Source organism: Lachnospiraceae bacterium JLR.KK008 (assembly GCA_037015955.1).
GTDB lineage: Bacteria > Bacillota > Clostridia > Lachnospirales > Lachnospiraceae > VSOB01.
In genome coordinates, this window is the sequence record CP143548.1 from 1079295 (window position 1) to 1093546 (window position 14252).

Here is a 14252-nt window from a genome sequence, read left to right on the forward strand (position 1 = left end):
GAACAGAAATTCTGCATAAACTAAATGGAAAGTAATTTTCAGGAGGTTCTATGCAGACTTTTAATCCATTTGAGGAGAGACCGATACCGGTTGAGAAATGGTTTATGGACTGGGACACGATGTATCCCTGTCCTTACAACAAAGAGACAGTAAATCCTTACACGAAATGCCGTATTGTTCTCATGAACGGCACCGAGTTTGAGGCACAGTGGTTTTCGAGAAACTTTTCCAGACATTGCGGCAATAATGACATCAGGAGGGAACTGGCTCTTGTGCGCAGGAGCGAGCAGCAGCAACAGAAGCGGATCAGCTGTCTGAAACCGAAGAATGAGACGATACTGGAGCACACGATTTCCTATGAACAGCTTGCCGTCGATCTGACGAGCGTCCTGGCGAAGCAGGAGAGCGACTGTAATGTAAAGAATGCGCTGAACTTTGCCTTGCTCGAAGATTTTGACCATCTGTATCGTTATTCCAATCTGCTGGACTATGAATATGGCGGCTGTCCGGAAAAGCTGGTGGGCGGTTATACGGAGATTATGCCTGCCCGCCCGACGATCTCGGAGCACAGACATCCGAAAGACAGCATTTTCCATCATATCGGCAAGGAGGCCTCTGTGCAGACAAAGCTGAATGTGGGCATTATCACTGCAGCCGAGCAGCAGACGATGAACTACTATATGAATGTGGCACCTCTGTACAGCAAGTCCGATCTGGGCCGGAGACTGTATCAGGAGATCGGCATGATCGAAGAAGAGCATGTGAGCCAGTACGAGAGTCTGAAAGATACGGATATGACATGGCTGGAAGACTGGCTGATGCATGAGTATACGGAATGTTATCTGTATTATTCGTGTATGCAGACAGAATGTGATCCGTCGATCCGCCGTATCTGGGAACAGTGTCTTGTACAGGAGATTGCACATCTTCATAAGGCAAAAGATATGCTCTGGGAATATGAACACAAAGACTGGATGGAAGTCATCCCCTGCGGGGACTTCCCACAGATATTGATACTGCGTTCCAACGTAGATTATGTGCGGGAGATCATACGTACGACGACAGGCAATACTCAAAGAGAAGAGTGTGTCGTACCGCTGTTGCAGCTTCCGCCGGACTACAGATTTTATGAATATCAGGATATTGTGAACTGCAATGTGGGCAGTGTTGCCAGTCATAATGTGATCTGTCAGCGGATTGCGGGCAGAGGTTGTGACTACCGCTATGAGATCGCGCCGAGTCCGCTCATTGAGCTGCGTGACCGCAGGATGGATAATACCCAGCTCGCAAGGGATCCTCAGGCAACACCGGCTTCCACGCAGGTTTGCGGTACGAGCATGGGAGGATGCAGCTGTGTGGTGAACACGGAGTGCGGCCCTGTGACATTCTGATCATTCCATTCAATCTGAGATAATATCTGTCCACCTCAGAGAAACAGCGGTCGACAGATTTCATGTGAGAAAGAAGAAAGACAGCGCCAGGCTGTGAATGTTCCAGTTCACAGCCGGCGGTGTCTTTTATATGTGACAGAGATGAAAACGGGGAATGCGGGAGAGGAAAAGGGCATCCGCAATGTCATGTGAGACAGTGGGATGCCCTGATAATTATCCTGCCGACAGCCGGCAGGTTTCGCCCATATATGTGGATCACGACAGGAGAGCGGGATTATTTTGCGGCTTTCTCTGCAAATTCTGTCGTCACGAGGTCTTCATAAGGCACGCGGCTTTCCAGTTCGCCGGCCTCTTCCAGAATGTTTTGCAGCAGGGCAAAGGCATCCTGCTGGAAGATCAGGTTGTCGGCCCAGGTATCCTGCTCCGCGTAGCGGGTTACGATCGTGGTGATCGTCTCCAGGTCGGTCTCTTCGAACTGGGGCTGGATGATCTTGGCGATTTCTTCCGGCGTATGGCTGTTGACATAGTCCATGCCTTTTTGCAGGGCATTGGTGAACGCCTGGATTGTGTCAGGGTTTTCTTTGATAAAGCTGCTCTTGGCGCTGAATGCAGTGTAAGGCACATAGCCCGAATCCGTTCCGAGGGAGGCTACCACATAGCCGTCGCCTTTGGCCTCCAAAGAGGTGGCGTGAGGCTCGAATTCAACGGTGAACTGTCCCTGTCCGCCGGAGAAAGCAGCCGCAGTGGAGCCGAAGTCAATGCTCTGATCGATAGAGACATCTGCTTTGGGATCAATGTTATGTTTCTTCAGAATATACTCGAATACCATTTCCGGCATACCGCCCGCGCGTCCGCCAAGGACGTCGGTCCCTTTGAGCATATCCCAGGAAAAGTCGTCGATCGGTTCCCGGGAGACCAGGAAGTTGCCGGCGCGCTGTGTGAGCTGGGCAAAGTTGACGACCGGATCGGAAGTCCCGCCCAGATATGTGTAGATAGATGCCTCAGAGCCCATGAATCCGATGTCTGCTTCGCCGGAGAGAACGGCGGTCATCGTCTTATCCGCACCGAATCCCGTCACAAGCTCTACTTCCAGTCCTTCCTCCTCGAAATAGCCTTCCTCGATCGCCACATACATCGGCGCGTAAAAGATAGAATGCGCGACTTCATTTAAAACAACTTTTTTTGCGGCTGCATTCTGCGCGCTTTGCCCTGTCGCAGCTCCGCAGCCTACCAGAGTGGTGAGCAGCAGAGAGAACAGGAGCAGTAAACTGATCAGTTTTTGTTTCATAATGGGTTCCTCCCAAATAAGAATTGATAGTGTATTATATTTGGAAAGTTTGTAAAAGGTGCGAAAGTTATGATATAATATCGACAGACATGATAGCCGCCGGATGGCATCAGCCATTATATCCGGAGGTCATTCCCCAAATTATTGCAGGAGAAAAATCAAGATGAGTATATACGACACTTTAAACGAACAGCAAAAGGAAGCGGTCTTTCATACGGAAGGCCCGGTCCTCATTCTTGCAGGTGCAGGCTCCGGTAAGACGAGAGTCCTGACTCACAGAATTGCCTATCTGATCGACAGGTGCAGCGTCAATCCATGGAATATCATGGCGATCACCTTTACGAATAAGGCAGCAGGTGAGATGAGGGAACGCGTTGACAATATTGTAGGTTATGGTGCGGAGAGCATTTGGGTGACGACGTTCCATTCCAGTTGTGTGAGAATGCTGCGGCGGTACATAGACAGGCTTGGTTACGATAACAATTTTACGATCTATGATACCGACGATCAGAAGACCGTCATGAAAGACATATGTAAACGGTTGGAGATCGATACCAAAATGCTGAAGGAGAGGACAATCCTCTCAGCGATCTCTTCCGCGAAAAATGAGTGTATTTCTCCGACGGAATTCGAGCTGAATGCCGCCGGGGATTTTACTGCGCAGAAAATTTCCAAAGTGTATGGAGAGTATCAGCGGACGCTGAAGAAAAACAATGCGCTTGATTTTGACGATCTGCTCGTCAAAGCTGTGGAATTGTTCCGGACTTGTCCGGATGTGCTTGAGTATTATCAAGACAGATTTCGCTATATTATGGTGGATGAATATCAGGATACCAATACAGTACAGTTTGAATATATCCGTCTTCTTTCCGCAAAGTACAGAAATCTGTGTGTGGTGGGCGACGATGACCAGTCGATCTATAAATTTCGCGGTGCCAATATCAGAAATATTCTGGACTTTGAAAAGGTATATCCGGAGGCGAAAGTCATCAAGCTGGAGCAGAATTATCGTTCCACGCAAAATGTGCTCGACGCGGCGAACCAGGTAATCCGCAATAATATTGGCAGGAAAGAAAAGGCGCTCTGGACGAATAAGGGCGCTGGCAATGCCATTCATTTCCGGCAATTTGAAACGGCATATGACGAAGCGGAATATATTACGGAAGACATCCGCAGGAAAAAGCGGGAAGCGACGGCAGACTATGGAGCGTGCGCAGTACTCTTTCGAACGAACGCACAGGCCCGTCTGCTGGAGGAGCGTTTTGTCGTTGCCGGCATACCCTATGATGTAGTGGGCGGTGTAAACTTCTATGCCAGGAAAGAGATCAAAGATCTCCTGGCTTATTTAAAGACCATTGACAATGGCAAGGACGATGTGGCGGTAAAACGGATCATCAATATTCCCAGGCGGGGGATCGGCGCCGCCACGATCGCCAGAGTGCAGAGCCATGCGGATGAGCGGCAGATCAGTTTCTATGACGCTCTGAGGGAGGCGGATCAGATTATGGCCATCGGCAAAAGCGCTGCCAAGTTGCAGCCTTTTGTGACACTGATCCAGGGGTTTCGTGGAAAACTGGAGTATTATGGATTGCAGGAATTGCTGCAGGATATTATTGATACGACAGGCTATGTAAAGGCTCTGGAGGAATCCGGGGAAGAGGATGCGGAAAACAGAATTGAAAATATCGACGAATTGATGAATAAAGTGATCGCTTATGAGGACAGCCATGAGGAGCCAAGCCTGAGCGGGTTTCTGGAAGAAGTGGCGCTCGTGGCCGATATTGACAATGTGTCGGATGACGACAACAGAGTATTGTTGATGACACTGCACAGTGCCAAAGGACTGGAATTTCCCCATGTATATCTTGCAGGCATGGAGGATGGCGTGTTCCCGAGTTATATGACGATCACAGCGGATGATCCTCTTGAAATAGAAGAAGAGCGTCGGCTCGCCTATGTGGGTATTACGAGAGCGAGAGAGGATCTGACGCTGACGTGTGCAAGGGCGCGTATGGTCCGGGGCGAGACGCAGTATAATATGGTCAGCCGGTTTGTGAGGGAGATACAGGAGGAACTTTTAGATCATAAGCCACCTGCGGTCAAAAAGCGGGGCTGGGAAGATTATTCAAATGATACCAGTGTCAGAAGTCATTTCCGGGAGAAGCCCTTTGGAGGAGATTTCAGTGGATTTGGCGGTGACAGCGGCGGAAGAAAAAGTTCGGAAGGTGGATTTGGCGGCGGCCGAAAGATAAGTGCAATGGGTTCTGCCAGCGGGCTGGGCGGCGGTGTAGGTGTTACCAGACCGGTGAATGATCCCCGGCTCAGGCCCAAAGCGATCGTTACACCGCGCAGGACAGAAGAAGAAAACCGGCCTTTTTTTACAAAAGGAGCCGCATCAGGCGTCAGCTTATCTAAGGGGGCACCTGCCGGAGAAAGACCGGATTACGAAGTGTCTGACCGGGTGAGACATGTGAAATATGGAGAAGGGACTGTACGCAATATCGAAGAGGGCGTCAGGGACTACCAGGTGACAGTTGAATTCGACGGTGCGGGGACGAAAGTCATGTACGCCGCCTTCGCAAAATTAAAAAAAGTCTGATCAAAAAATTGAATTAGGTGTAGTAAATTTAATGCAAAAGTGGTACAATATGTAAGACGATAATTTGCAAGAGACGACCACAGATAGAATACCGATTACGGTGTTCGGAAAAGGAAGGAAGGTTTTATGAATAGATTGGAAGATGTCATCAATATGAAAAGGTTACAGGAGCTCTTAGGAAAAAAGGAGGAAAAGAAAGAGATTTCTCCGATTTGTTGGGTGATCGCTATCGGTTTGATTGTGGCGGTAGCAGCCGGTATTGCCTATGCAGTATATCGTTATTTCACACCGGATTATCTGGAAGATTTCGACGATGAGTTCGAAGAGGATTTTGACGATGAATTTTTTGATGATGAGGATGAGTCCGGCGAGGCTGCATCGGTAAATACGGAGGAGAAGGCAGCAGAAGAATAATGCCGGAGACAAAATGAATTGAGTATGTGGCGGGGTGTGGAGACATCCCGCTTTTTCGTGTTAGAATCAGGTATTTGAATTTGATACAGAGGATTATCACAAGTTCGGGAGGAAGTAGCAGCGATGAAGAAAGGTCAGATTGTACAGGGACAGGTGGCGGATGTGAAGTTTCCCAATAAGGCCACTGTATTGTGTGAGGATGGGACCACGTGCGTTGTCAAAAACGCATTACCGGGGCAGAAAATCTCTGTGATGATAACTAAAATACGGAAGGGCAAAGCGGAAGGCCGGCTTCTGGAGGTGCTGGAACAGGCAGAGAATGAGATTGAGAGTGATTGTCCCCATTTCGGGAAGTGCGGCGGCTGTAATTACCGGAACCTGCCTTATGAAGAGCAGCTTGCTCTGAAAGAGAGGCAGGTAAAGGCATTGCTTGTACCGGTTCTTGAAAAACAGTCCGGGAAATATGTCTTTGAACCGATCCGCAGAAGTCCTGCGGTCCATGGCTATCGCAATAAGATGGAATTTTCCTTTGGCGATGGCTGCAAGGATGGTCCGCTGGAGCTTGGCCTGCATAAGAGAGACAGTTTTTATGATATTGTGACGGTATCGGATTGCCAGATCATAGATGAAGATTATCGTAAGATTGTTAAGACAGCGCTGGAATTTTGCCGGGAAAAGAGATTTTCCTTCTATCACAGATTGCGCCATACCGGCTATCTGCGTCATCTGCTCGTAAGAAAAGCGGGCAAAAGCGGGGAGATACTGATCGCGGTTGTGACGACAACGCAGGAGGAGCATGATCTCGCGGAGCTTGCGGAGCGGCTGTGCGCTCTTGCATTGGACGGAAGGATCGTGGGAGTTCTGCATACGAAAAACGACAGTGTCGCTGATGCTGTAAAAAATGACGATACTGTCGTTTTATATGGACAGGATCACTTTTATGAGGAACTGCTGGGTCTGAAATTTAAGATTTCTCAGTTTTCCTTCTTCCAGACAAACAGCCTTGGGGCGGAGGTGCTGTACGAAACGGCGCGTGAGTTTATCAAAGAGGCAGGAGCAGGAGCGGACAGCGAGCCGATCAAAGTGCTTTTTGATCTGTACAGCGGAACGGGTACGATCGCTCAGTTGATGGCGCCTGTGGCCAGACGGGTAGTCGGTGTGGAGATCGTGGAGGAGGCGGTGCAGGCCGCCAGAGAAAATGCGGCGCTGAACGGGATAGATAACTGCGAATTTCTGGCAGGAGATGTACTGAAGGTGATAGATACGATAGAAGAAAAGCCGGATCTGATCATCCTCGATCCGCCCCGCGACGGTATCCATCCGAAGGCGCTGGGAAAGATCATCGCCTATGGTGTGACTCATATTTTATATATTTCCTGCAAGCCGACGAGCCTGGCCAGAGATCTGGAACTGTTCCTTGCAGGCGGATATGAGGTGGAGAGAGTGACGACAGTGGATATGTTTCCGGGGACCGGGCATGTGGAAGTCGCATGTTGTCTACAAAGGAAGGATTCGTAGAAGTCCTTGAGTTTACGCACTTTGCGAGGATTTTTAAGTTTAACCGAACACCTGAAATTGGAAAGAAAAAAGAGATTTCTCACGAGATTAAAGTGTCCGTAGTTATGGAACTCGTATGAGTGGACACAAAAATGTATCGTTCACAAACTCAATCATTACAGAAAAATCTTATCAACAACTGAATAATAGGTAAGTCGAAAGACCGCTTGTTTTCTATATTTTTGTGGTATGGAGCAGGCGGTCTTTTTTGATTTTAGAACTGCCAGCATTCATCAGACACCTTGATAATCAAATTAAAAAGTAGGAGGACAAACAGATGGAGCAGACTGGCAAAAAGAGTATATGTGGGATTTTCGGCCACAATGTACAGACAGAAAATGTAAAGATCAGCGAACTGCATGATTTTCAGGGGCATCCGTTCAAGGTAGAGCATGATATGCAGCTCTTTGAATTATCGAAGAGTATTGAGGAGAAGGGCGTACTTGTTCCCTTGATTGTAAGACCAAACCCAATTGGATCAGGGTATGAAATCGTTGCAGGGCACAGAAGAAAAGCAGCCAGCGAATGGGCAGGTATAGACACGGTTCCTGTGATGATTGTGCAGATGGATGATGCAGAAGCAACGATAACGATGGTGGATAGTAATTTACAGCGCGAGCATATCAAGCCTAGTGAGAAAGCTTATGCCTATAAAATGAAGCTGGAAGCCATGAAGCAGCAGGGAAAGAAAATTACTGAACCTATGTCTCAAGTTGGGACGAAGCTGTTAAAGAATGTGGGAGAAACCGGAAAGCCCGTACTTCGTTCGGATGAGCTTTTAGCAAAACAGGTTGGGGAGAGCCGGAACCAGATTGCAAGGTATATCCGTCTGACAAATCTTATTCCCAAGATTCTTGATATGGTGGATGAAGGGAAAATAGCGTTTACTATAGCGGTGGAACTTTCTTATCTGAAGGAAGAGGAGCAGTATGAGCTTCATGCGGTAATGGATTTGGAGCAGTGTACGCCGTCTCTTTCACAGGCAAACAGGATGAAACGCCTGAGTCAGTCAAAGGGGATTGATATGGATAAAATGTATGATATTTTGGGAGAGGAAAAAGCAAATCAGAGAGAACAGATTAAAATTAGGGCAGATTCGTTATCGCAGTATTTTCCCGCAGATTTCACACCAAAGCAGAAAGTGGAACTGATAGAAAAATTGGTCAGGGATTGGCATGAAAAACAAACAGGTATTCATAATCGTTCAGCTAAAAGAGTGGAAAAATCACGATAGAAACAGATGATTGGAGGATAAAGTTATGGGTAGGCAGAAAAAAGAATTATCAATATTTGAACAAATGGGTGGCACTTACACAGAAAAAGACGGTATCTTATATCCCAATATCCGTATTGGCGAAGAAGAAACAGAAGCAATGCAGAATACCTTTTCAGGAAAATACGGAGATTTATGGAAAAAGTATCTGAAAGAAAACCAGCCGGAAAGATATTATCATTTGGTTCATTTAGGGCAGTTGAGACAAAAAGCGGCAGAAATCAATGAAGAAGCAAATGAATTGCTGGAAAGGATTATGCAAAAGTATTTACAGAAGCATTAACCGGAGAATCCAGATTCTACAATGGAAATGTGGCAGCTTCGGGAACAGGCTAAGGCAATGGCAGAGGAAGTGGTTCTTCAAGATGTTGTCTACTGCTATCACTAAATCAAAACGAAAAGAGAGGGAAAAATTATGGCGAATATAAGAGAATATAACATGAATGGAACATTGATTTTAGGAATTGATCATGGATATGGGAATATCAAAACAGCACACAGGGTATTTCCAACAGCGCTGATCAAGAGTGAGAAAGCGCCAACTTTCAGTAAAGATTATTTGGAGTATGATGGACATTTCTATATTATCGGGGAAGGTCATAAGAGCTTTATCGCTGAAAAGCAGTCGGATGATGATAATTATATCCTGACGCTTGCGGCAATTGCAAAAGAACTGAACGCAAGGGAATTAACCTCTGCCAGAGTGCATCTTGCAGCAGGACTTCCGTTGAAGTGGGTGCAGGCGCAGAGAGAATCTTTCCGTCAATATCTGATGCAGAATAAGATTGTGCAATTTCGTTATAAAGGCAGACAGTACGAGGTTGAGATTGCCGGATGTACGGTCATGCCGCAATGCTATTCTGCGGTGGCGGAAAACTTGAAAGATTTTAAAGGGATGAATTTACTTGCCGACATTGGCAACGGAACAATGAACATCATGTATTTAAACAATGGAAGGGCGATGGAGAGTAAATCATGGACAGAGAAACTCGGTGTTTTCCAGTGCATGCAGCGTATCCGCAATAAGGTGCTGGACGAAACGGGAACAAACCTGATGAACGAGGTCATTGAAAATTATCTGAGGACAGGGGAAACGGATATTGCAGAGCCTTATGCCTCACTCATGAAAGAAGCAGCAGTTTCCTATGTACAGGAGATTTTTCAGAAGCTGAAGGATTATGAATATAATGAAAGCCTTATGCAGCTTCACTTTATGGGCGGCGGCGCAAGAATCGTGGAAGTTGTCGGGGAATATAACCGGGAGAGGACGCATTTTAATCACGATATCTGTGCGACTGCAAAGGGATATGAATATTACTGTTACATGATTTTGCGCCACAACAAAAAGTGCAGCTAGAAAGAAGGTGCAGGAATGACAGGAAATATCCGTAACCGCAATGTGCGGTTTTATGAGGAAAAGGAAGCTGACAGACGGGCATGGGAAATACTTCACTCAGAAGCTGTCAGGGCATTTCCCTCGCAGAATGACTTTATCATTCAGGCAATCAATGATTTTTATGACAGGCATCTGGCAATATCGGATGATCCTTATCTGGAAACAAGGGAAAAAGAGGATGCCTTTGCAGATAGGATCGTGGAAAAGGTGGAACAGAAAGTGCTTGGCAACCTGTCACAGCTTATCGGCATTTACCTTTTGCAGCAGAATATCTTGGCAACAGGAAATGATGCACGAGCGGAAAATTATTTGAAAGAAAATGGGGAGATGCAGGTATTAAGTTCCGGCGGTGGTATTCTGCAAAATGGCGGGGAAGCTGAAACAGAGGAACTGGAGGAGAATGAGTTCCTTGATTTCAGTTTTGGAGGATAGCCGGAATGGGGGTTCTTAGGGGGCAAAGCCCCCTGAGCAGGTAGCACCGGTGGCGCAGACAGTGAGGAAGAAATAAAAACCGGAGTGTCCGGCAGGCACTCCGGTTTTTATTTTTGACGAGCTGGCAAGCCAACGGTACTACCTGCCTATATCATTCCCACCACATCGGCGGCAGGTGGAAAAGTGCCTGAATGGGAAAGTGATGTGGGAAAGCCGGACGGAGCGCAGAGCGAGGGGAGGCTTTCGTCTGGAAGCTGCGTTTTTTGCAGCGGACAGACTTATGGGAATGATGTGTCCTGCTTACGGAGCATTTCTACGACAAGGCTACAGAAAATGCGGTGAATGGTATCGAATGGAGACAAAGGAAAGAGGGATTGCAGCCAATATTTGAATTGAAATCGTGATATTGAAAATGTAGCCACTACTGCAAATGTCAGTAGCCAATTGAATAAAGGTGGATACAGGAAGTGAGAATTTAGGAGCCATACACGTTGAGAAGAATGTGTCTGGTTCTTTTTTGATGCAAGGTTGTTTTTAGAAGATAGAGAGATCATTATCAGATTGGAGGAAATTTATGGGAAACAGGACAAGGGATAGAGTAATCTATATCCGAACCGATGAAAGGCTGCAGGCAGAGTTTGAAAAACAAAAAGAAGCTAGCGGATACGGCAGCAATGCAGATTTTATAGATTATCTATTGCGGGTAAGTGAAGGAAAACAGGCAGATGGCGTTACGCTGAAGGATGTGCGTAATTTATTGTCAGAGCTTTCGGCGGAACTCAAAAAACAGGGAGTCAATATCAACCAGATAGCAAAGATATTCAATACCTATGGCGGCATGGATATGAAGCAGCCACTTGAATATACGGAATACAGATATAAACAAATTGAAAACAGTCTGCTTCGTATATGGGAGAAAATAACCTAAACAGAAAAAATGAGGGGAGAATGTGGTCTATGGCAGAGGTTTATGGAAATGTCAATGTGAATTACAGTTACTGCAAATCTGTCGCACAGTTAAAAAGTGCGGCAGATTATATTCTTGGAACGAAAAAAGAACAGATAAAAGAAGGAATCCAAAAGACAAGAGCGGATCTGTACGGAGCGTTTGGATGTAACAGGGATAATTTTGCTAACAGTCTGCTGATAACAAGGAAAATGCACGATAAAAAATATTCTCGTTACAAGCAGAAAGATATTCTGGCGCAAAAGATGTCGATTTCTTTTCATCCGGATGATAACGATAAGCTGACCTATGAGGAAGCAGATAAGATAGCAAGGGAATTTGCACATAAATTCTTTTGGAGCAAAGGATATGAAGCAATGTGGGCGGTGCATATGGACACAGAGCATATCCATGTGCATTTTATTGTGAGCAACTGTAATCTGAAGGATGGTAAATCTTTCCGCAGGGGAATGCCGGAATTGAAAGAGATGTCGCAGTTTTTCGGGGAACAGTGCATGGAGCGGGGGCTGACACATTCGGTCAGGGATACATTCTATAATGAGGAACGGACGCAGGAACGGAAAAGTTTTGCGGAATGCCAGATGCAGAAGCATGATAAGTTGTCTTTTAAGGAAGAGATCAAGACTTATGTAAGACTGGCAATGAACAGCACTGAAACAAGAACGCTTGCGGATGTGGTGGAGATGTTAAAGAAAATATATCTCATGGATATACGATTAAAAGGGAATACCATTAGTTATGCACTTCCGTACCATGCGGGTAAAGCAGGAAAAGCGCAGGCGGTCAGGGGAAGCAAGCTTGGGAACCGTTTTACAGTGGCAGGGATCAGACAGTATATGCAGGAGAAAGAGCAGAAACAGGTGGAATACAGGCGTACCATGCAGGATATTGAGGAAGCAAAGCAGTATCTTGATGATTATGAGGAATGGAGCGAGGAGAGAGGAAAAGCGGATAAATCAGAATATGTTTCTCCATATTCTGAGAGTGTTTGGGGTAAAGAATCGGAGATGACGGTAGAAGCAGATAAAAAGAGTGGCAGGAATATTTCATTTTACGAAGCCTTCGACCGTTTTCAGGTAGATAATGACGTGAATGAGAATGATGAAGAAATCTTTTATGGAAGTGTTTTTCAAGAGTTCAATGAACAGTGGCAGGGTAAAAAAGAAGCTGTTTTAGAGAAAAAATCAGAAATTATCAGACAAGAAGATATAGATTTTTCAAAGCTTTCCCTAGAAGAACGTGCAAAGCTGCTTCCACCACCGACAAGCAATCAAATGACAGAATTAAAAGAGTATCAGAAGCGGATGGGATATGATGAAGGCAAAATAAAAAGTATGAAATATAAGATGACAGTCTATGATGAGTTCTTGAAAGAGTATGAGTATCGGAAAAAACATTGCGGAGTAATGGATAATATTCAGAAAAAGCGAAGAGGTAGGGAACGATGATATTAATAGAAAGATATAATAATGTCACATACTTTCTTTCTCAGAGATGAATAAGCAATGCTATTCGTACAAAATATTTATTATATTTGCTATGGAAAACAGCAGTTGAATATTTTTTCGAGAACGAAATATGTAATTTGTGGATATTTGGTTGGAAAGAAGTAAATATGTAGCAAAAGGAATTGATTAACGCTATAGCATGTGCTATATTCTAAGAGTGGAGGTATAGACATATGGCATTTAGTGAGATAATTAAGTGTATTAGAAAAGAATTGGGAATTACACAAGAAGAACTGGCTCATGAATTGAATGTAAGTTTTTCTACGATTAATAGATGGGAAAATGGACACAGAGTTCCTAAAAGATTAGCAATCGTATGTTTAATAGAATTTTGCAAAAAGAATACTGTAGGTATGAATGTGATTTCGGAATTAGAAAAATTTTAGAAGTGCAATAATCTTCAAACAATGCTGGTCTGAAAGGAGATTACAAATGGCTAGAGCCGATTTATTAAAAAAATTATTTAGTAGTTTTAAGCAGGATAATAAAGAAATGTTTTATGCTGTGGCAACAGAAATAATTGAAGATGAAAAAAAGAAAAACCATGGTATATTGGCAGACGATTTGAAATTAATTTTGAATGGAAATTATAAAAAGAAAAGTGTAAATACTTTTTCTGTAAACACTCCAAGAGATAAAGATAAAGATATGCCCTTAATTGAAATAATATATCCGGAAAAATATTTTTCGGATTTGATTGTTTCGGAAAATAGAATTATTCAATTGCAACAGATAATAAAAGAATTTAATAACTGGGATATATTAGTAAGCAACGGGGTCTTTCCTATAAGAAGAGCATTGTTCTATGGACCGCCGGGATGTGGTAAAACGTTAGCAGCACAAGCTCTAGCGGGAGAAATAGGGATTCCAATGCTATATGTAAGATTTGATGCATTAATTTCATCATATTTAGGAGAGACTGCAAGCAATATTAGTAAAGTATTTGACTATGCAAAAAAGGATAGTTGGTTGATTTTTTTTGATGAATTTGATGCGATTGGAAGAAGTCGTAATGATAATACAGAGCATGGAGAAATAAAAAGAGTTGTTAATGCCTTTCTGCAGCAAATTGATAATTATAAAGGACACTCATTAATTATTGCAGCAACTAATTTTGAACAGTCATTGGATTATGCGATTTGGAGACGGTTTGATGAAACTATACGCTTTGATATGCCCTCCAATGATGAAAAAATGAAGTTGTTTGAACTAAGAATGAAGAGATTTAAAGGACCTGTACATGTTTTGGAACAATATCTGAATGAACTGGAGATGTTTTCGCATTCAGATATTGAAAAAGTTTGCCAAATAATAATGAAGCAATGCATATTGGACGGAAAAAAAATTTATACAAAAAGCGATATTGAGCAAGCAGTAAAGAAGCAGGAAAAAAATGTTTCTTTGAGAAAAACTCGATATTAAGGGGG

14 protein-coding genes are annotated in these 14252 nt (G+C 44.5%); 13 read left to right on the plus strand and 1 reads right to left on the minus strand.

Features of this window, described 5'->3' with window-relative positions; translation table 11 throughout:
• Positions 1-50 precede the first annotated feature (50 nt).
• Positions 51-1391 carry a hypothetical protein gene (locus V1224_05430; GenBank protein ID WWR16875.1) on the plus strand — a complete coding sequence of 447 codons (1341 nt, stop codon included), beginning with the start codon at positions 51-53 and terminating at the stop codon, positions 1389-1391.
• 274 nt (positions 1392-1665) lie between these two features.
• Here V1224_05430 and V1224_05435 read toward each other — a convergent pair whose 3' ends face one another.
• The gene (locus V1224_05435; protein WWR16876.1) at positions 1666-2679 is read right to left on the minus strand and encodes an ABC transporter substrate-binding protein; all 1014 of its coding nucleotides are present in this window, start codon (positions 2677-2679) and stop codon (positions 1666-1668) included.
• 163 nt (positions 2680-2842) lie between these two features.
• On the opposite strand from V1224_05435, the gene V1224_05440 reads away from it, so the two are divergent.
• The 12 genes from V1224_05440 to V1224_05495 all read left to right on the plus strand — a co-directional run bounded on the left by V1224_05440 (position 2843) and on the right by V1224_05495 (position 14247).
• Positions 2843-5278: a UvrD-helicase domain-containing protein gene (locus V1224_05440; protein WWR16877.1), complete on the plus strand. Its 2436-nt coding sequence runs from the start codon at positions 2843-2845 to the stop codon at positions 5276-5278.
• A 126-nt stretch (positions 5279-5404) separates the two neighbouring features.
• A complete protein-coding gene (locus tag V1224_05445; GenBank protein ID WWR16878.1) occupies positions 5405-5692 on the plus strand; it encodes a hypothetical protein in 288 nt (95 codons plus the stop codon).
• Positions 5693-5815: 123 nt separating this feature from the next.
• Entirely contained in the window at positions 5816-7210 is a 1395-nt protein-coding gene (gene rlmD, locus V1224_05450; protein WWR16879.1) for a 23S rRNA (uracil(1939)-C(5))-methyltransferase RlmD, read from the plus strand.
• 316 nt (positions 7211-7526) lie between these two features.
• The gene (locus tag V1224_05455) at positions 7527-8483 is read left to right on the plus strand and encodes a ParB/RepB/Spo0J family partition protein (protein ID WWR16880.1); all 957 of its coding nucleotides are present in this window, start codon (positions 7527-7529) and stop codon (positions 8481-8483) included.
• A 25-nt stretch (positions 8484-8508) separates the two neighbouring features.
• On the plus strand, positions 8509-8805 hold the full coding sequence (locus V1224_05460; GenBank protein WWR16881.1) for a TnpV protein: 297 nt from the start codon (positions 8509-8511) through the stop codon (positions 8803-8805).
• Between the two features lie 132 nt (positions 8806-8937).
• Positions 8938-9879, plus strand: coding sequence for a ParM/StbA family protein (locus tag V1224_05465; GenBank protein WWR16882.1), 942 nt, complete (start codon positions 8938-8940; stop codon positions 9877-9879).
• Between the two features lie 15 nt (positions 9880-9894).
• Positions 9895-10350, plus strand: coding sequence for a hypothetical protein (locus V1224_05470; protein ID WWR16883.1), 456 nt, complete (start codon positions 9895-9897; stop codon positions 10348-10350).
• Positions 10351-10552: 202 nt separating this feature from the next.
• Positions 10553-10741, plus strand: coding sequence for a hypothetical protein (locus V1224_05475; GenBank protein ID WWR16884.1), 189 nt, complete (start codon positions 10553-10555; stop codon positions 10739-10741).
• Between the two features lie 183 nt (positions 10742-10924).
• Positions 10925-11278, plus strand: coding sequence for a hypothetical protein (locus V1224_05480; GenBank protein WWR16885.1), 354 nt, complete (start codon positions 10925-10927; stop codon positions 11276-11278).
• Positions 11279-11307: 29 nt separating this feature from the next.
• The gene (locus tag V1224_05485) at positions 11308-12765 is read left to right on the plus strand and encodes a relaxase/mobilization nuclease domain-containing protein (protein WWR16886.1); all 1458 of its coding nucleotides are present in this window, start codon (positions 11308-11310) and stop codon (positions 12763-12765) included.
• A gap of 233 nt (positions 12766-12998) precedes the next feature.
• Positions 12999-13211: a helix-turn-helix transcriptional regulator gene (locus tag V1224_05490; protein ID WWR16887.1), complete on the plus strand. Its 213-nt coding sequence runs from the start codon at positions 12999-13001 to the stop codon at positions 13209-13211.
• A gap of 46 nt (positions 13212-13257) precedes the next feature.
• Positions 13258-14247, plus strand: a complete 990-nt coding sequence (locus V1224_05495) for an AAA family ATPase (GenBank protein WWR16888.1) — start codon at positions 13258-13260, stop codon at positions 14245-14247.
• Positions 14248-14252: the final 5 nt, after the last annotated feature.

Excerpts from the sequence above, each read along its gene's own strand:
- V1224_05430 (WWR16875.1), top strand. The coding sequence starts at position 51 with ATGCAGACTTTTAATCCATTTGAGGAGAGACCGATACCGGTTGAGAAA.
- V1224_05435 (WWR16876.1), bottom strand. The coding sequence starts at position 2,679 with ATGAAACAAAAACTGATCAGTTTACTGCTCCTGTTCTCTCTGCTGCTC.
- V1224_05440 (WWR16877.1), top strand. The coding sequence starts at position 2,843 with ATGAGTATATACGACACTTTAAACGAACAGCAAAAGGAAGCGGTCTTT.
- V1224_05445 (WWR16878.1), top strand. The coding sequence starts at position 5,405 with ATGAATAGATTGGAAGATGTCATCAATATGAAAAGGTTACAGGAGCTC.
- rlmD (WWR16879.1), top strand. The coding sequence starts at position 5,816 with ATGAAGAAAGGTCAGATTGTACAGGGACAGGTGGCGGATGTGAAGTTT.
- V1224_05455 (WWR16880.1), top strand. The coding sequence starts at position 7,527 with ATGGAGCAGACTGGCAAAAAGAGTATATGTGGGATTTTCGGCCACAAT.
- V1224_05460 (WWR16881.1), top strand. The coding sequence starts at position 8,509 with ATGGGTAGGCAGAAAAAAGAATTATCAATATTTGAACAAATGGGTGGC.
- V1224_05465 (WWR16882.1), top strand. The coding sequence starts at position 8,938 with ATGGCGAATATAAGAGAATATAACATGAATGGAACATTGATTTTAGGA.
- V1224_05470 (WWR16883.1), top strand. The coding sequence starts at position 9,895 with ATGACAGGAAATATCCGTAACCGCAATGTGCGGTTTTATGAGGAAAAG.
- V1224_05475 (WWR16884.1), top strand. The coding sequence starts at position 10,553 with ATGTGGGAAAGCCGGACGGAGCGCAGAGCGAGGGGAGGCTTTCGTCTG.
- V1224_05480 (WWR16885.1), top strand. The coding sequence starts at position 10,925 with ATGGGAAACAGGACAAGGGATAGAGTAATCTATATCCGAACCGATGAA.
- V1224_05485 (WWR16886.1), top strand. The coding sequence starts at position 11,308 with ATGGCAGAGGTTTATGGAAATGTCAATGTGAATTACAGTTACTGCAAA.
- V1224_05490 (WWR16887.1), top strand. The coding sequence starts at position 12,999 with ATGGCATTTAGTGAGATAATTAAGTGTATTAGAAAAGAATTGGGAATT.
- V1224_05495 (WWR16888.1), top strand. The coding sequence starts at position 13,258 with ATGGCTAGAGCCGATTTATTAAAAAAATTATTTAGTAGTTTTAAGCAG.